Here is a 17,652-nt window from a genome sequence, read left to right as displayed (position 1 = left end):
TAAGATCCTATTCAAAAACATACGCCTCTTGTTCTAATAACCAAGGCGTTAATTCATTGGCATGCTTCGGGCGACTAATAAAGTATCCTTGTCCGAGTTCGCAGTTATTTTTTGCTAACCAGTTTAATGCAAATTCATCTTCAATACCTTCAGCAACAACACTCAAGCCCATATTATGAGCCAACTCAATGGTTGAGCGAACAATAATTCGATCATCTTCATCTTCTGATAATCGCTGCACAAAGGACTTATCAATTTTCAGTTCATGCACCGGTAATTGCTTTAATTGTGCTAATGACGAATAGCCAGTACCGTAATCATCAATAGAAATGCGCATTCCACGCGATTTAAACTGCTGTAGTAAAGCAATAGCAGTCTCAGGGTCATCAACTACTGCACTTTCTGTTACTTCTAAGGTAATTTTTTCTGCTGGTACTTTATATTCCTCAGAAGACTGACAGATAAATTGATAAAAATGGCTATCTTTAAGGTTTTCTGCAGAAATATTTACAGCAACACTAATATTCAGCCCCAATTCTCGCCATAGCTGATATTGCTTTAATGTAGTAATAAAGACCCATTGTGTTAATGCATTAATTTGTCCGGTTTGTTCAGCAATATGAATAAAGTTATCAGGAGGTACCATACCTAAACTTGGATGACGCCAACGTACTAACGCCTCAACATGGGTAACAATACCCGTTTGTAAATTTAACTTAGGTTGGTAATGTAGTTCTAATTGATCATCAGCAATAGCATCTTTTAAATCATTTATTAAATTTAATCGTTCAACACTATTTACATCAAAATCTTGGTGATAAGTCTGTACCAATTTATTAACTTTATGACTATGGTGTAAAGCAGTATCCGCCATTTGCAGTACTGATTTAGTAGTTTGACAATGCTCTGGGACAGCAGCAATACCTATACGTACTTGCAATTGTAAACTGATCCCTTGATATTCACAGTTTTCTTCCAGCACATGATGTATTTTCTCAACTAAAACATCTTTCGGTAATGTCGCAGAAAGTTCGGCTAATAGCACAAATTCATCAGCACCAATATGACAAAGCAACTGAAATTCTTTCAAGGTGCTAAGTCGTTTGGCTGTCGCTTTAATCAACCAATCACCGACATCATGACCAAGTGTTTCATTAACATCTTTTAAACGGCTTAAATTCAAATGAAATACGGTAAACGGCTGTTTTTTATTGGCCAAGGTTTGTAAGGTTAGCTTTAATACGCTGCGATTCGGTAAATCAGTAAGTGGGTCATGGTTAGCACGGTGAGTAATTGACTTTTCACGTGATAACACTGCTGATTGCATAGCGTTAAACTCAGTAGCCAATTGTCCTAATTCGCTATTATCATTAACTTTTACCGTTTGGTGATAATCACCACTGGCAACAATTTTCGCTTGTTTAACTAGTTGTTTTACCGGCTTTGTAATTGACGCCGCTATAATATAAGCAACAGCTAAAGATAGTAGTAAAGTAACGAAGGTAAGTATTAGAAATTGCCACCATTGCTTTTGCAGTACTTCAACGATATCTGCACGTAAACCATACATCGCAAGGGCAAGTTGAACATGGCCTTCTTCATCAATCAGATCACCAATGGCAATATACTCACTTGGAGTGGTGTTATTAATTATGCTTTTTGTTAATGTTAAATGTGCTTTTTCATTGGATGAGGCAATCAAACTCCAGTTATCATTGTGCAATATAGCAAAGTCGGTATGTAGCTGGGTAATATCAAAAAAGTGTTGTGCTAGCTCTTGATCAATTTTAAACCCAAATGCTAACCAACCGATAGTACGAGCACCAACGGTCATTGGTGAAAAACTTATTTGGTATACTGCGCCATTAACTACATACAAATGGGCTTGCTCTTGGTTTTCTAACCACTTAGGGAACCGAAATGTTTGATTACGCTCGATGCCTTGTTTTATTTTTACTGTGCCTGACGATGTTTGTTCTGCAAGTAATTGTGCTGTTACCACACCTTCCGCTGAAATCGCCATCGCTATATCAGCGTCAATGCGTTTACGATGATTGTTCATTGCTACCAACAAACTACGAAGTTCATCTTCAAATACTTGTTTAATGCCATAGTCTTTTGCTGCAGTTTCAGCAAACGCGGTTAGATAATCGCGTCGACTATCAAATTGAGCATTAAATATTGTTTTCGCAGTATTTAAACGATTAGCAATTTCTTGCTGTTCTTGGCTTTTATTGCCAGCCATAATCGTCCAAAAAGCAATAGCTTGCACCATGAGCAACAGCAGCACAAAAAACAAAAATATTTTAGTTTGTAAGCTCTTCATTAAGAAAAACTATCCTTAGTAGTCAGATAAAAAATCGAAGTCTTCTTCATTTTCTTGTTTAGATATTTTAGCTATTTTATGTGGAACTTTGAATGTAAATTGTTGGCTTGTTGGCCATGTTAACGTTTTGCTTACGCTATGGCCTTCAACTTTCATTTGTGGATGCCAAACTACCAAACGATATTTTCCCTCGTGTGGCATTACAATACTAGCAATACCTTGATTGTTAGTTTTGCCAAAAAGTGGCGTATCAACGATATACAAATAACCACTCATCCAGTCATGAATATTACAACCCATAGCAACTTCGCCGAGCTGCTGAAAATCATTTTTGATTTGAGACTGACCAGCACGAATTTTAAACGAAAACTTATTTTCGCCTACAGGAGAATAAATATGATGGGTAATATCATCTTGATTTTGAAACGTCGCAGTGCTGCCAAGCTGCATAACACTGATATAAGGTGTAAAGGCACGATCGAGTTGTCCTATTTCAACAACTTTATTATTTACCGGTAATACAACATCGTCTAGTGGCTGCAAAAATACCACCATATCGGTCAAAGGCTCATTATTTACGTCAACGAGTTTAACTTCAAAATCACTAGTTGCAACAGTATCAAAGCTAAACAAAACCAATAACCATGTAAAACAAAAAAAGCGCACTACAATATCCAAAAGTTAATTAAGCTGGCTAACACTGACCTAGGAAATAAGCATTTTGTTTCAAAACAGCAAATTTAATTGCTACACATTTGTTCTTTGACCGCACTTCAGTTTAAAAAATGAAGCACGGCAAAGTTGAATGAGCATAATTTACTAGGCAATTTTTAAGTAATCTTTAACAATTTCTGCGCCAGTATCTGCTTGAATTGGCTTAAATATAAAACCGGAAATACCATGCGTTTGGCACTGACTTACTAAAGCTTTATCGGTAACCGATGACAACATCACAACAGGTACATCGCTACCATTAGCGCGAATTTCAGCAAGGGCTTGATCGCCATTCATTTCGCCCATTACCACATCCATAATCATAAAATCAGGCTGATATTGCGTTACCATTTTTACTGCAGTTGAACCATCATCGGCTTCAATCACATTATTATAGCCCAGTTGTGACAGGTAACGTTTAAGTGCTTTGCGGATCATGGCACTGTCGTCAACTAGTAAAATTTTACTCGCCAGTGGTAACGGAGTGGAGTGAGTATTAGCGATGCCGGCACTCGCCTCACGTTTAATACCGACAGATTGATATTCAACATTGCGAATAAGCAGGTTAAAGTAGTAACGGCCAACACCGTTAACAGTAATAGGTACCGTAATAACTTCTTTTACACCCACTAAATATTTGTCCATGTCTTGTACATCGTGAACAAAATAAGGGCTAGAAAACTTGTAATCTAAGCTATAACGGCCATGTAAATCAGTTGAGCGACCAACAATGGTATTACCCCATTCTGCTAAAGCATTGCTTAAATCTTGATTAATTTCGGTAAAAGCATAGCTTTCTTCAAACATGTTTTCACACACCGAATTACCAATGGCAATTGCCGTTTCAGGATAATGGTGCATCATAATAACGCCATCGAGTCCGCCTGTAACTTCAGAACATACCGCATAGCCTTTGAAGCGAAAATCATCAACGCTATCAACAAAGGCTTCGCCTGCCTCACCGGTTAAATTCGTCATCGCTTTTAAACTAGCAAGCGATTCATTAATAAAGGGGTATAAAATGACTTTGTATAGAGCTTCAACTGACATGACGATTCCTTATTATTATTGTTTTTTATCGTTGTTATCGAAATACCATACTTATCTCTAACAAAAATTACAAATATCAGTAAACCATCGCTAAAAAGATTTAGCTTACATCAGTAAACTGCTATCAATTGGAAAAAACTCACTTGCGCTATTAATTAAGGCTTGTGCAGTTAATTCTGTTACACCATAAACATAAGTATGTACGCTATTTCGAGCCATCACTTTACGCAATAGTAGCTCAAAATCTCCATCACCTGAAAGCAGTACAACAATATCAACATCGGCAGCAGCTTCCATTACATCTATAGTTATTCCAACATCCCAGTCACCTTTTGCAGAGCCGTCACGTCGCTGAATAAAAGGTTTTAACTTAACATCAAAACCTATATGTTTAAGTGCTTTTTGAAATTTGTGCTGCTGATCATCGCTACGTTGAATGGCATACGCATTGGCAATAACTATTTCACCTTCTGCACTTATTTGACGCCAAAATTCTCGATAATTAAATTGTCGGGAAAAAGTATCGCGGGTGGTGTAATAAATATTTTGTACATCAACAAATATCGCAATTTTCTTTACCGGCTTATTGTTTTGCATGTTTAGCCTAAATTAATACAGTAATGAGAGTCACATTATTCACAGAATTTGGTTATTTTTCACTAAACTAATAGCATTTAGCATGAGACAAACATTAAATAAGTAAAATATCATGGCTTACTATTGTTAAAAATGTCTCGAACGTAGCTAAAAAGAGACAATATTGTCGCTAAGTGATACAATAACCAGTCAAATTATGTTGAGTAAAACAAGATGTTAGCTATTCGTAAATTATTCTATTTATTGCTCCGTTTACCAATTACGTTATTGGTTCGTTGCAAAATTGTTGCCGATAAAATTATTAACTCAGGCCGACTTAAAGCTGAGCAACCCATTTTTTATGTGTTACGTCACCAATCTGCGAGTGATGTTTTATCGTTACGTAAAGCGTGTAAAAAAGCTAACTTACCCGACCCGCTAGAGAAAGTCCGTGTTAATAATCAGCTATTATCTCGATTATTATTTTTAGAAAAACCAACGGCATTATTTCATTGGCGAAAGCCCAGCAAAACCACCGCAATAGCTCAAGGCTTCGAACTATTAAATGCACATGCGAACGATGAAAATCTTGACGCACAATTAATTCCTGCGAATGTAATTTGGGGGCGGACACCAACCAAAGAAAAAAACACCACCAATGTCGGTAACTTATTAGCGGATCAAGAATCACCAACATGGTTGCGAAAATTTTTTATTGTGCTGTTTTTAGGTCGCCATACTATGGTGCGCTTTAGTGAAGCTATTTCATTTCGTCATATGGCGGACAAACACGGTAGTGATGAAGCTAGCGCACGAAAATTAATGCGTATCGCTCGCTTTCATTTTCACCGCCAAATAATTGCAGCTACTGGCCCAAGGCTTATGCATCGTCAGCAAATGTTTGAAACATTACTAGTCAATCCAGCAATTAAACGTCTAATTTCTGACGAAGCAAAAAATAAAGCCGTTAGTGAAGCAGAAATAAGAAAACAAGCATTAGCGATTATGGATGAAATAGCCGGTGATTATCGCGATGTTACTGTGCGTTTTGGCGAGCGTATTTTAGGTTGGCTATGGAATAGATTGTACAACGGCATTGAAGTCAATAAAGCCGAACGTTTGCGTAACTTAGCACAGGAAGGCCATGAAATTATTTATGTGCCGTGTCATCGCAGTCATATGGACTATTTATTACTGACTTATGTTATTTTTCAACAAGGGTTAGTTACACCGCGTATTGCCGCTGGCATTAACTTAAACTTCTGGCCTGCTGGACCTATTTTTAGAAAAGCAGGAGCATTTTTTATTCGTCGAAGCTTTAAAGGTAATCGTCTTTATTCAACTATTTTCCGAGAGTATTTAGGCCTATTGTTTGAACGTGGCTATTCAGTCAAATATTACTCTGAAGGAGGTCGCAGTCGCACCGGGCGATTACTATCACCAAAAACCGGTATGCTTGCGATGACCATTCAAAGTTTACTGCGCGGTATTGATCGTCCTCTCACCTTAGTACCCGTATATTTAGGTTATGAACATGTTATGGAAGTAGGCACTTATCACAAAGAGCTCAGCGGTAGTCAGAAAAAAGGCGAATCAATTTTCGGTGTTATTAAAGCAATTCGTAATTTAAGAAATTATGGTAAAGGTTATGTAAACTTTGGCGAGCCTATTAATATCAATCAGTTTCTCAACAAACAGGTACCAGACTGGAAACAAGCAATTGATCCGATTGATCCTCAAAAACCCAAATGGTTAACACCAAGCGTTAATAAACTTGCGCAACAAGTAATGACTTCAATTAACCAATGTGCGGCGTTAAATGGCGTTGCTCTTATTTCTCTTATTCTACATGCGACCGAAAGCAAAGCTTTAACAAAAGCAGAATTAATTAGTCAGTTAGATTTCTTTTTAGCCTTGCAACGCGCAGCCCCATATCACACTGAATTAACGGTACCAAGCGAAACAGGCGCACAACTACTTGAGCATGTGGTCACCTTAAACAAGGTCACTATCAATCAAGACAGTTTTGGTGAAATAGTATCTTTAACTGAAAGCGCTATTTTAGAGCTTCGTTATTATCGTAATAATATTTTGCACACTTTTATTGTCCCTTCATTGGTTTGTCGCTTATTGGAGCGTAATGCAAAAATCAGTCATGAAGACCTTGTAGCGCAAATACAGCGCATCACTCAATTGTTAAAAACTGATTTGTTTTTATGGCAATCAGCAGACGATATTAGTGAACAAGTGCAGGCAATTTGTCAGTTTCTATCTAACGAAAACCTTGCCAAGCAAAGCAAAGCCGGCTTTTGGTCATTGGAAAGTGCTAGTGAAGCTCGCGCCACCGTTCGCTTAATGGCTGAATGTGTAAATGAAACCATGCAAAGGTTTGCGATAATAACTTCATTACTTGGCCGATTAGCGCCAATTTCAAAATCAGAACTAGATGAAAAAGTTGTTGCCATAGCCCAACGTTTATCTGTATTAAATAATATTAACGCGCCAGAGTTTATTGATAAGAAAGCTCAGTCGACCTTGATATTAGCAATGAAAGAACACGGTTACATTATGCAAGATGAAGACGACAAGCTCGTTGATAGCAGCACATTAGGCTTGTTAAAAAGCTCAGTTAGTAACTTAGTAGATATTGAAGTATTGCAAAGTATTATGCGATAGAGCTAGTTAAAATTAGCATTTGCTACTGTTTGAGCAAATGCTAATTTTAATCATGTAAATCGCTATAAATATTCAATAGCTACACCAACAAAAACCACTAATCCTACATAGTGATTATTTAAAAAAGCTTGAAAACAACGATCACGTTCTCGACCAGCAATTAAGATTTGTTGATAGCAGAAAAAGCCAGCAGCTATAACTAATGACAGCTGATATGGCCAACCAAATGCCAATATATTACCAACGGTAAACAGTAAGGCTAAAGTCAGTAACTGTAGCAATAAAATAATACGCTTATCGTTATTACCAAATAGTATTGCCGTCGACTTCACACCAATTTTTAGGTCGTCATCACGATCAACCATGGCATACATAGTGTCATAAGCCACAGTCCATAAAACATTTGCGCTAAATAATAACCAAGCGACTACAGGTATATATCCTTGCTCTTCAGCAAAAGCCATGATCATACCCCAGCTAAATGCCGCCCCTAACACCACTTGCGGTAAGTGGGTAATACGCTTCATAAATGGATAACTGGCCGCTAACATCACTGCGACCATAGACAACATAATTGTGTAATCACTTAAGGTCAGCACTAAACCAAAAGCAACGAGTACAAAGGTAGCAAACAACTGCAATGCTTCACTACTCGACAGCGCACCTGTAACTAACGGGCGATTTTGCGTCCGTTTAACTGCGCCATCTATTTTTCGATCAGCAAAGTCATTAATCACACAGCCTGCACTACGCATTAAAAATACCCCTAAACTAAACACGATCAGCATATGCATTGACGGCCAGCCGTCAGCCGCAACCCAAAGTGCCCAATAGGTAGGCCACAATAATAAGTAAGTTCCTATTGGCTTATCCATACGGGTAATTTGCATTATCGCGGTTAGCTTTTCGGTTAATTCACTCAATGTAAAACCCTTTTATTCTTGGTAAGCAAAGGCACCAGGAAGAAATACTTCCGCCACCATTAACGGCTTATTATTTAGCATAAACACTGAACGACGCCCCCACATAGGTTGCACCACGTCGAATAACAAATGCTGAGCTATTTTTGCCACTGTAGATTGTTGGTTAAATTCTGCGACTTCTATTTTTTTCCGCAACAAGTCAGGATGATTAAATAGTACTTGCCCAAGTGATTGTGTTCCTAGATGGGCAAGTTGCTGCTGCTCACCGGTTAGAGACTTTAACGGCAGTAAACTACGAGCAAAAACCTGCGCTATATCATCACAATACAATAGCACTTCACGCACTAGCACTTGCTCACCAGCGAGTATATCTTGATTAGCTTCAATAACACTGCATGCTTCAATTTTTTGCCCAAGTACTTCAACACGAAAGTGCTGACAATGTTGCTTTAGGCGCGCCGTTAACGAAGCAGGGTCAAGTAACCAATCACGTAGCTGGTGATTTATTTTTGCTGCACTTGGGTTTTGCCAAGTTGCGGCCATTTGTACAGGAAATAAAGAGTGCTCTGCTGCCATACCTGCTAACGATACCTATAACTTAAATTGTCAAAAACGACGTATGATAGCGTTAAGCATGGGAAAAATATAGCCTGCATGGATGAATATTCAGCGCCTGATAATGGTATAATACATTTGAGAGTCTTATCGTGAAAAAATAACTAAATAATTCTGCGCGCAAGTAAAATTCGCGTTACTATTGAAGATACTATGGTTTTTAAACCTGTGTAGTGAAGTAATTCACTTAGCCAATTAACAATTTTTTGATTCGAGTTTTAGTGTTATGAAAATGTCCATTTTATTATTAGTAGTATTGTTAAGTTCAACATCGGTTAAAGCAGCTGATTACGCTTACTTTGGGTTTGAACCTTCAATTGTGACTAATTACATAGCAGTAAAGAAAAAAATGGGCTACGTTCGCCTTACCGTTGAACTAATGATAGAAGATTCATCTAATTATGAAGTGGTTGAACATCATTCACCGTTACTTCGTGACGCTATCATAAATATTATTGGCCAGCAGCCTGAATCAAAAGTTAAATCTATTAATGGTCGCCATGAAATTCAGCGCTTATGTGAAGAAAAAGTAAAACAGCTTCTAGAAAAAGAAACCGGTAAGCCATTAATTAAGAAATTGTTATTTACCCAATGGTTAGATAACTAGCCACCTACTGTAAATTATTACAAAAGCCCATAACTTTAATTAAGTCGTGGTTTTTTTCTCTTTTAGCACTTTAATATATGCTAAACAACAACCACTAATTAAGCCTAACAAATGTGCTGTATTAGCGATATTAACGGGTAAAATGTTGGTGTAACCTAACAGTAACCAAAACAGCATAAAACCAATAATTGGCTTAGACAAGGTAAGGCCTTTCTCTGGCAACAACCAGCCAAGCCACCAAACATAACCGAGAACGCCATAAACCACACCCGATAAGCCGCCAAAATTTGGCCCATCGACTAAATATTGGCCAATATTTGATACCAAGGCTGTGACTAAAAATACTTTTATTAAACTAGCTTTACCAAATACTTGCTCAATTGAGCCGCCCAATTGCCACCACCACATCGTATTAAACACGATATGCAGCCAAGAAAAATGAAACAGTGCTGGGCCTAATAAGCGGTGCGGTGCTTGAATAACTTGTTCAAAACTAAAATAAGAGTAAAACTTTAATTGCTGGAATAATGTGCCTGACCAACCCAGTAAACTTGCAATAAATACCAACCAACACGCGAGAAATATCGTTAAAGTAACAATGCCTGCATGAGCTAAAAACTGCTTTTTAAAACTGCTGAATAACGATGGAGAATGTGAATTAACATCGGTAACATTACCGTTTTTCCATGCCGCTTGTTGATACTTAGCTTGATAAGGTTGCTCAATAAATTGCTTAAATTCTACTACTGCTAGTTCGTATTTATCCGGCTGACAATAGATAACGAAGTTATCATCTTCATTGTTAATTTGCGCCCTGATCTCAATAGTGTCTAAATAATCACAAAACAATAAAGCAATATTGTGTTGCTTTACACTTACCAGTGGACGCAAATCTTCAGTAGTCATTAACGAGCAACAGTATCCGGATATTGCAGCTGCCAATCAGTAAAGCCACCATCAAGCGAGTATACGTCAGTAAAATCTTGACTGATTAAAAACTGCGCCGCTTGCTGACTTGAAATACCGTGATAGCAGCAAACTACTACGGGTGCATCAAAATCAGCTGTGCGTAAGAATTCAGGTAAACTTTCGTTACTTAAATGCAAAGCATTTGGAATATGACCAGCCTGAAATGAAGCCGGGTCGCGAATATCAACCACAACATGCGTGTTATCAGCTAATACCTGCTGCAATTCACCAATTTGCATGTGTTTAAAATTTTCTTCGCTATGTGCCATTATGCTTCCCAATCTAGAATAACTTTACCTGACTGCCCAGAACGCATGATATCAAAACCTTGCTGAAAATCATCAATATTAAAATGATGGGTAATGATTGGTGACAAATCTAAACCTGACTGGATCAAACTAGCCATTTTATACCAAGTTTCAAACATTTCACGACCGTAAATGCCTTTAATGGTTAAGCCTTTAAAAATAACTTGGCTCCAGTCAATTGCCATATCCTGTCCTGGAATACCTAACATGGCTATTTTTCCACCGTTGTTCATATTGGCTAACATATCAGTAAATGCCATAGGAACACCCGACATTTCCATACCAACATCAAACCCTTCGGTCATTCCCAGCTCAGTCATCACATCAGCAAGTTTTTCCTTACTAACGTCTACAGCGCGCGTTGCACCCATTTTTCGTGCTAAGTCTAGGCGATATTCATTGACGTCGGTTATCACAACATGACGCGCACCCACATGTTTAGCAACTGCAGCAGCCATAATGCCAATCGGGCCTGCACCTGTAATGAGCACGTCTTCACCTACTAAGTCAAAAGAAAGTGCAGTATGTACAGCATTACCAAACGGGTCAAAAATAGCTGCTAAATCATCAGATATTTCGTCGGGTAATTTAAAAGCGTTGAATGCTGGTATCACTAAGTATTCAGCAAATGAACCTTCACGATTCACGCCGACACCAACCGTATTGCGGCATAAGTGCGTACGTCCACCACGACAATTGCGGCAATGGCCACAAGTTATATGGCCTTCACCTGATACACGGTCGCCAATAGCAAAGCCTTTAACTTCTTCGCCTATACCAACCACTTCGCCAGCATATTCATGACCAACTACCATAGGCACTGGAATGGTTTTTTGTGACCATTCGTCCCAGTTGTAAATATGAATATCAGTACCACAAATCGCTGTTTTCTTAATTTTGATTAACAGATCATTATGCCCTAACTCAGGCATAGGCGAATCTGTCATCCAAATGCCAGGTTCTGCTTTTAATTTTGCTAAAGACTTCATGATTAGCCCTCAATCACTTTCATTTCTTTACCGATACGAATAAACGCTTCAATCGCTTTATCCAATTCAGCTTTAGTGTGCGCTGCTGAAATTTGAGTACGAATACGTGCTTGACCTTTTGGCACTACAGGGAATGAAAAACCAATCACGTAAATACCTTCAGCTAATAAGCGATCGGCCATATCACTAGCCACTTTCGCATCACCTAACATAACAGGCACTATGGCATGGTCAGCACCAGCACAAGTAAAGCCAGCAGCTTCCATCTGAGTTCTAAAATATGCCGCGTTATCTTTTAAGGTTTTACGCAGGTCATCACCGTCTGCAAGTAAATCCAATACCTTAATTGAAGCATTTACAATTGCCGGGGCTAATGAATTTGAGAATAGGTATGGACGAGAACGTTGACGTAACCACTCTACAACTTCTTTTTTCGCTGCCGTATAACCGCCTGACGCACCACCCATTGCTTTACCTAAAGTACCAGTAATAATATCGACACGACCCATCACTTCACAATACTCGTGACTACCGCGGCCTTGTTCACCAACAAATCCCACTGCATGTGAATCATCAACCATTACCATAGCATTATATTTATCTGCTAAATCACAAACGCCTTTAAGATTGGCAATAACACCATCCATGGAGAATACACCATCAGTGGCAATCAACTTAAAACGAGCACCGGCTTCATCAGCTTCTTTTAAGCGTGCTTCTAATTCAACCATGTCATTATTGGCATAACGAAAACGTTTAGCTTTACATAAACGTACACCGTCAATAATAGAAGCGTGGTTTAAAGCATCTGAAATTATTGCATCTTCTGGGCCTAATAAGGTTTCAAACAAACCTGCATTGGCATCGAAACATGAAGAATACAAAATGGTATCTTCCATTCCTAAAAAGGCACTTAATTTCTCTTCTAAAGTTTTGTGAATATCTTGTGTACCACAAATAAAACGTACTGATGCCATGCCAAAACCATGCTCATCTAAGCCTTGCTTTGCCGCAGTAATTAACGATGGGTGATTTGCTAAACCTAAATAGTTATTGGCACAAAAGTTAACCACATCTTCACCAGTATTTACGGCTATTTGCGGCTGTTGAGCCGTGGTAATAACACGTTCAGCTTTGTATAAACCATCTTCTTTTACTTGCTCTATTTGTGCAGTTAAATGCGAGTAAAAACCTTTTGTTGATGAAGAATCAGTCACGTTAATTCCTTAATAAATGATATGTGTTCAATTGTTGTATTATCAGCTTAGACGGTTAAACAAGAAAAGTGGCAATACTTGTTAATATGACCTTTTTAATAGTTAAATTGACATATAAGCATACCAAAGTGTAACTTACTAGCTGATTTATAGGTTTATTGTAAAGGCTATTGAGTTTGCTAACAGAAAAAGATGAAGAATTATTATCGATACTACGGGTCAATGCCCGAGCCAGTGTGTCTGATATTGCTAGGGCAACTGGCGTGTCTAGAACAGCGATACAAAATCGCCTGAATAAGCTAGAAGATAACAATGTTATTAAAGCTTATAGCGTCGTGTTAGGTAGTGAATATACCAGTAAACTAATTTCATCTAACGTTTCATTAAAAGTAAAGCCTAACTTGCGCCAAACCATTTGTGTAGCATTACGTAAGGTTCATCAAATCAGCCATATTTATTCAATTAGCGGTGAATACGACTTACTTGTTACGATTCAAGCGAGTACATTAGAAAAGCTCAGCGAAGTACTCAACATGGTATGTTCAACTGAAGGGGTGGAAAGAACAAATTCTTCAATCATTCTCGATACCATATTTGAACGCTAGCTTTTAATTCTTACTAATACCAATTTAATTAATTGATCAAATTGCTATAACTATCTATAGCGATAGTTAGTTATACTAACAACCTATTTAGCTAGTTGATTTTGAGTTTATTTTAGTGCGATATTTTTTAGCCTTGCTGCTTTACCGTTTAATATTTCTATTGCTAACACCAGTGTTAGTCATTGTACTACTTATTCGTTCAATCAATCATAGTGAATATCGCCAGCGATTGAGTGAACGTTTAGGGGTTTTGCCTACAACGCTAAAACCTAACGGCATTATTGTTCATGCGGCGAGTGTTGGTGAAATTATTGCCCTTAAGCCTTTTATTAGCCAGCTTATAAAAAAATACCCAAACTTGGCGATCACAGTAACAACCTTTACACCTACAGGCTCAGCACAAGTCAAAAAACTTTTTGCTGACAAGGTTCAACATTGCTACCTGCCACTCGACAACATCTTATCAACACAATTATTCCTGCAACGTCTAAAACCAAAAGTTATGGTGTTTATGGAAACAGAACTATGGCCAAATTTAATTGCTCAGAGTAAAAGTAAAAATATTAAGTTACTACTAGTGAACGGGCGTTTATCCGATAAATCAATGCGTAGTTATCAAAAACTCACCTGGCTAATTTCTCCGGCTATTCAATGCTTTCATAAAATATTAACCCAAAGTCAGGTTAATCAAGATAATTACCTTGCTTTAGGTGCAAATACTAAACAATGCGAATTATCTGGTAACCTTAAGTTTGACATTTCATTAAGCCCAGATGTTGTATCAAAACAACAAGAACTAGCAAAACTAATTGTAGAGCCACGTAATATATTACTCATTGCTAGTACACACCCAGGTGACGAAGCTTTAGCTTTGCAAGCTTTTAACCAAGTAAAGCAACAAGATAATACCGCTTTATTAATTATTGTTCCTCGTCATCCGGAGCGCTTTGAAGGAGTCACCAAGCTTGCTCAGGATGCTGGCAATCAAGTGTTAAAACGAAGCGAAGCTCATTCGGTGACTTTAAACACTAATGTCTGGATTATTGATACATTAGGCGAATTACTTCCTGCTTGTGCCTTAGCCAACATCGTTATTATGGGTGGAAGTTTTAGTGAAATTGGTGGTCATAACCCATTAGAGCCAGCATTATTTCAAAAACCAGTTGTTGTTGGCCCAAATATGAGTAATTTTAAAGAAATTTTAGCTCAACTCCATCATGCACATGGCATAGTACAAGTCGATGAAAATGAAGATATGCCGCAAGCATTAGCACAAGAAGTTAAAGCTTTACTAACCGATCACGACACAGCCCTTTCATTAGGGAAAAATGCTTACAGCGTTGTACAGGCTAACCAAGGTGCAACACAACGTTCATTAGCGGCTTTACAGCAACTTATTGATGAATGAACACAGCAACTCGTACTTATAGATGCTTGTTAAACCAAGTAACTATTTCTTGAGTTGCTTTTGCTTTATTTTGCGTAAGTCCATGATTGTCGCCGGGATAAAGTACCAACTTATGCGGCATACCAGCTTTTTCTAACGCCTCAGCCAAAGATATTGATTGCTCTACAGAAACACGCTCGTCGGACATACCGTGAAGTAATAGAATAGGCACATTTTGAGGAATTTTATCAAGCCAATAAAGCACAGAACGTTTTTCAAGTTCTACTTGCTTATTCTGTTCATAATTAGGAATACGTTTACGATACACAGCTTCCATATTGGGTCGCTGCTTTAAACCTACTATCGCATCCGATTTACCTGCTGTCACAGCAACAGCTTTAACTTTATTAGTTCGCTTGAGTGTTAAATATGATTGCATACCACCACGGCTAGCGCCGAACATGCCTATTCGCTCAGCATCTGCGGCTGTAATACTTGGAATCAAATCAAATAATGCCACAACGTCATCTACATCTTTACCACCAAATTCATCAGCAGCAGTTTTATTTTTAGTAAGTGTGCCTCGGTATTGACTGCCAATAATGATGAAGCCTTGTTCTGCTACTGGAAAAATATTACGCATCAATGCTGCAAAAACCACTGCGCCAAAATTGCCATTACCACCACGGTTATATATTAACACTGGCAGCTTGCCGTTTGTGTTTTTCGGTTTAACAACAAAACCTGATGACCATCAACCATATACTTTATTGATTGGCACTCTAAATTATTCTTAAATCGCTTAAAATCAACCGCTTTAAAGTTACGCTCAAACATGGCTAGACGTTTAACACGCATATCCTTATTTTCGATTTTTTTCGCTATTTTATTACTAATAAATGTTTGCCAATTTTCAAATGTTGCAAAGCGTCCTTCGAAGCAATTTTTGTGGCGAACGACCGTTTCGTTATCAATAATCGCTGTCGCTTGAATAGAAAAAGAAAATATAAAAAAAGCATAGAATATAAAGGCATTTATTCACATTAAATCCTTATAAATGAATGAAATAAAGAAGCGTATAACGTGGCTCATTCATTGAGCTACAAGTTGATATACAATACAGCTTTATTTTTTAAGGTAAAGCCTAACGCCTAAAAACGTAAGAAAAATCAGTAATATTAAACCAACGATACCTAGCACTTGGTCGAACCCTTTATGTGACGTCCATTGTAAATAGTGCACTTTGTACAGCAAGTTTATTACGTGAGTGTCTTGGCCTTTTTGGCTTAACCTTAAATTATTCCAATCAAGCTTAATTTCAACTCCGGTATTAGTTATTGCCGATAAGCCGTCTAAGGTAACAATTTCACCGTAACGTTCACTATTACGAGAAAATGCATCAACTAATAAGGTTTTAAATTCAGTTTCAGTAGGCGTAGCTATAGGAAGCAGTGAATTAGGATCTAAATGCTTTGTTTTGTTTTTAGTTTTAACCAATAAGTGATCACCCAAAATGGTGGTGACTAATTTCATTTCTTGCCAGTCACTCTTTGCTTGAACAGCAATTGCATCGTTAAGTGGATAAGTTTTTATAGCCAGTTGTTCGTATGCATCTTGATAACCAGGCTTGATAAAAAATATAACACCTGTGATTGTCCAACCCAGCATAGGTAACACTAAAATTAAGCCAATAATTTTGTGGAGTTTTCTACTTTTTATCACGTTATTTATTCTTATTATAATGTTTTAATGAGGTATTTTAGGATAAACGCAATTAAGCCTTTACACGATTTTCTGCCACTTCGGTTATTCGCACAGGTGCTGAAAAGTCGGCTTGGCTATCTAATGCTAACGGAATTAACCAACGTAAGTTTGGAATAAGATTTTCGGGTAATCTATTAACGTTAATAATATGCACTTCTTCTTGCTCAATGCTTTGTACCTGAAACGCAAGGTCAGAGCGGGAAAAATACATATCAACATCGTAAACGTTTGGTCGATACACATTGGCAAAACAAGTCCAATTTTCTGGCTGGGTAATTACGCCAGTTTCTTCTTTGAATTCCCTAACCATAGCATCAATTGATAACTCATTAGCTTCAATTTTTCCACCAACACCATTATACAAGCCACATTGCCATAATGGTTTTAGTTTTTTTATAACCACCAATTTTTCAGCATCCGCAGAAAACATAAAACCGGTAACATATTCTTGCATAACTAATATCTCAAGGGTTAATACAACGCATTAGGTTAATACCGCCTACATCTGTAGTAAAGCCAAAATTTTCATAGAAAGCTTCCATTTCGGACAAACAATATAATTCAAAATGCCGTACATTCTTTAATTTTTCATGCTCTTTCACCAACATCATCAAACGCTGCCCTAAACCCGAGCCTTGATACGACTTATCAACAATAACATCAAAAATTATTGCTTTAAAAATAAAGTCAGTGATCACCCGAGTAAAAGCAATCACGTCATTATTTTCATTCAATATGCCAATACAAACTTGCGAGCCTTGAATACAACACTTAGTTTCCGCTAGCGTACGACCACTCCCCCACCAAGTTTGCTTATGAAGCTGATAAACCTGCTTTATTTGCCGATCGTTAAAATTATATATAACTGTCATGTTTGCTCTCGATAACACTGAAAATAGGTAATATATTACCGTTTTATCAACTAA

The 17,652-nt window shown here is 37.7% G+C and carries 19 protein-coding genes; 4 read left to right on the top strand and 15 right to left on the bottom strand.

Annotated elements, in window-relative coordinates; all coding sequences use genetic code 11:
* Positions 1-7: 7 nt before the first annotated feature.
* The 4 genes from AC27E9_RS01315 to AC27E9_RS01300 form a co-directional block, all read right to left on the bottom strand.
* Positions 8-2,326 (bottom strand): EAL domain-containing protein, encoded by a 2,319-nt coding sequence (locus AC27E9_RS01315; protein ID WP_487126524.1) that lies wholly within the window; start codon positions 2,324-2,326, stop codon positions 8-10.
* A gap of 15 nt (positions 2,327-2,341) precedes the next feature.
* Positions 2,342-2,992 (bottom strand): cupredoxin domain-containing protein, encoded by a 651-nt coding sequence (locus AC27E9_RS01310; RefSeq protein WP_487126522.1) that lies wholly within the window; start codon positions 2,990-2,992, stop codon positions 2,342-2,344.
* Between the two features lie 153 nt (positions 2,993-3,145).
* Positions 3,146-4,090 (bottom strand): response regulator, encoded by a 945-nt coding sequence (locus AC27E9_RS01305; RefSeq protein WP_487126520.1) that lies wholly within the window; start codon positions 4,088-4,090, stop codon positions 3,146-3,148.
* 105 nt (positions 4,091-4,195) lie between these two features.
* Entirely contained in the window at positions 4,196-4,687 is a 492-nt protein-coding gene (locus tag AC27E9_RS01300; protein ID WP_487126519.1) for an NYN domain-containing protein, read from the bottom strand.
* Between the two features lie 213 nt (positions 4,688-4,900).
* Here AC27E9_RS01300 and plsB point away from each other — a divergent pair, with 213 nt between their 5' ends.
* Entirely contained in the window at positions 4,901-7,342 is a 2,442-nt protein-coding gene (gene plsB, locus AC27E9_RS01295) for a glycerol-3-phosphate 1-O-acyltransferase PlsB (protein WP_487126517.1), read from the top strand.
* A gap of 62 nt (positions 7,343-7,404) precedes the next feature.
* Here plsB and ubiA read toward each other — a convergent pair whose 3' ends face one another.
* Complete coding sequence (gene ubiA, locus AC27E9_RS01290; RefSeq protein WP_487128253.1) at positions 7,405-8,232, bottom strand: 4-hydroxybenzoate octaprenyltransferase; 828 nt, start codon at positions 8,230-8,232, stop codon at positions 7,405-7,407.
* 45 nt (positions 8,233-8,277) lie between these two features.
* Positions 8,278-8,841 carry a chorismate--pyruvate lyase family protein gene (locus AC27E9_RS01285; protein ID WP_487126515.1) on the bottom strand — a complete coding sequence of 188 codons (564 nt, stop codon included), beginning with the start codon at positions 8,839-8,841 and terminating at the stop codon, positions 8,278-8,280.
* Positions 8,842-9,112: 271 nt separating this feature from the next.
* Here AC27E9_RS01285 and AC27E9_RS01280 point away from each other — a divergent pair, with 271 nt between their 5' ends.
* Complete coding sequence (locus AC27E9_RS01280) at positions 9,113-9,487, top strand: flagellar basal body-associated protein FliL (protein WP_487126514.1); 375 nt, start codon at positions 9,113-9,115, stop codon at positions 9,485-9,487.
* Between the two features lie 39 nt (positions 9,488-9,526).
* Here the strand turns inward: AC27E9_RS01280 and glpG are convergent, their stop codons facing one another.
* Genes glpG through AC27E9_RS01260 form a run of 4 tightly spaced genes read right to left on the bottom strand, consistent with a single transcriptional unit; the run spans position 9,527 to position 12,970 of the window.
* Positions 9,527-10,393: a rhomboid family intramembrane serine protease GlpG gene (gene glpG, locus AC27E9_RS01275; RefSeq protein WP_487126512.1), complete on the bottom strand. Its 867-nt coding sequence runs from the start codon at positions 10,391-10,393 to the stop codon at positions 9,527-9,529.
* Positions 10,393-10,725 (bottom strand): thiosulfate sulfurtransferase GlpE, encoded by a 333-nt coding sequence (gene glpE, locus AC27E9_RS01270; RefSeq protein WP_487126510.1) that lies wholly within the window; start codon positions 10,723-10,725, stop codon positions 10,393-10,395. Before glpE ends, glpG begins: the two co-directional genes overlap by 1 nt.
* A complete protein-coding gene (tdh, locus tag AC27E9_RS01265; RefSeq protein WP_487126508.1) occupies positions 10,725-11,753 on the bottom strand; it encodes an L-threonine 3-dehydrogenase in 1,029 nt (342 codons plus the stop codon). Before tdh ends, glpE begins: the two co-directional genes overlap by 1 nt.
* Positions 11,754-11,755: 2 nt before the next feature.
* Positions 11,756-12,970 carry a glycine C-acetyltransferase gene (locus tag AC27E9_RS01260; protein ID WP_487126506.1) on the bottom strand — a complete coding sequence of 405 codons (1,215 nt, stop codon included), beginning with the start codon at positions 12,968-12,970 and terminating at the stop codon, positions 11,756-11,758.
* A gap of 176 nt (positions 12,971-13,146) precedes the next feature.
* On the opposite strand from AC27E9_RS01260, the gene AC27E9_RS01255 reads away from it, so the two are divergent.
* Positions 13,147-13,575 (top strand): Lrp/AsnC family transcriptional regulator, encoded by a 429-nt coding sequence (locus AC27E9_RS01255; protein WP_487126504.1) that lies wholly within the window; start codon positions 13,147-13,149, stop codon positions 13,573-13,575.
* Positions 13,576-13,690: 115 nt separating this feature from the next.
* On the top strand, positions 13,691-14,983 hold the full coding sequence (gene waaA / locus AC27E9_RS01250; protein ID WP_487126502.1) for a lipid IV(A) 3-deoxy-D-manno-octulosonic acid transferase: 1,293 nt from the start codon (positions 13,691-13,693) through the stop codon (positions 14,981-14,983).
* A gap of 16 nt (positions 14,984-14,999) precedes the next feature.
* Here waaA and AC27E9_RS01245 read toward each other — a convergent pair whose 3' ends face one another.
* The 5 genes from AC27E9_RS01245 to AC27E9_RS01225 all read right to left on the bottom strand — a co-directional run bounded on the left by AC27E9_RS01245 (position 15,000) and on the right by AC27E9_RS01225 (position 17,598).
* Complete coding sequence (locus AC27E9_RS01245) at positions 15,000-15,665, bottom strand: alpha/beta hydrolase family protein (RefSeq protein ID WP_487126500.1); 666 nt, start codon at positions 15,663-15,665, stop codon at positions 15,000-15,002.
* Positions 15,659-15,820, bottom strand: a complete 162-nt coding sequence (locus AC27E9_RS01240) for a hypothetical protein (protein WP_487126498.1) — start codon at positions 15,818-15,820, stop codon at positions 15,659-15,661. The genes AC27E9_RS01245 and AC27E9_RS01240 overlap by 7 nt, the downstream gene beginning before the upstream one ends.
* A gap of 267 nt (positions 15,821-16,087) precedes the next feature.
* On the bottom strand, positions 16,088-16,684 hold the full coding sequence (locus tag AC27E9_RS01235; protein WP_487126496.1) for a PepSY domain-containing protein: 597 nt from the start codon (positions 16,682-16,684) through the stop codon (positions 16,088-16,090).
* Positions 16,685-16,736: 52 nt separating this feature from the next.
* Entirely contained in the window at positions 16,737-17,180 is a 444-nt protein-coding gene (locus AC27E9_RS01230) for an NUDIX domain-containing protein (protein ID WP_487126494.1), read from the bottom strand.
* A 10-nt stretch (positions 17,181-17,190) separates the two neighbouring features.
* Entirely contained in the window at positions 17,191-17,598 is a 408-nt protein-coding gene (locus tag AC27E9_RS01225; RefSeq protein WP_487126492.1) for a GNAT family N-acetyltransferase, read from the bottom strand.
* Positions 17,599-17,652: the final 54 nt, after the last annotated feature.

The sequence above is a fragment of the Colwellia meonggei genome, from assembly GCF_057537295.1.
Note: the sequence above shows the minus strand (reverse complement) of the source record. Positions and strands in the feature narration are given on the sequence as shown.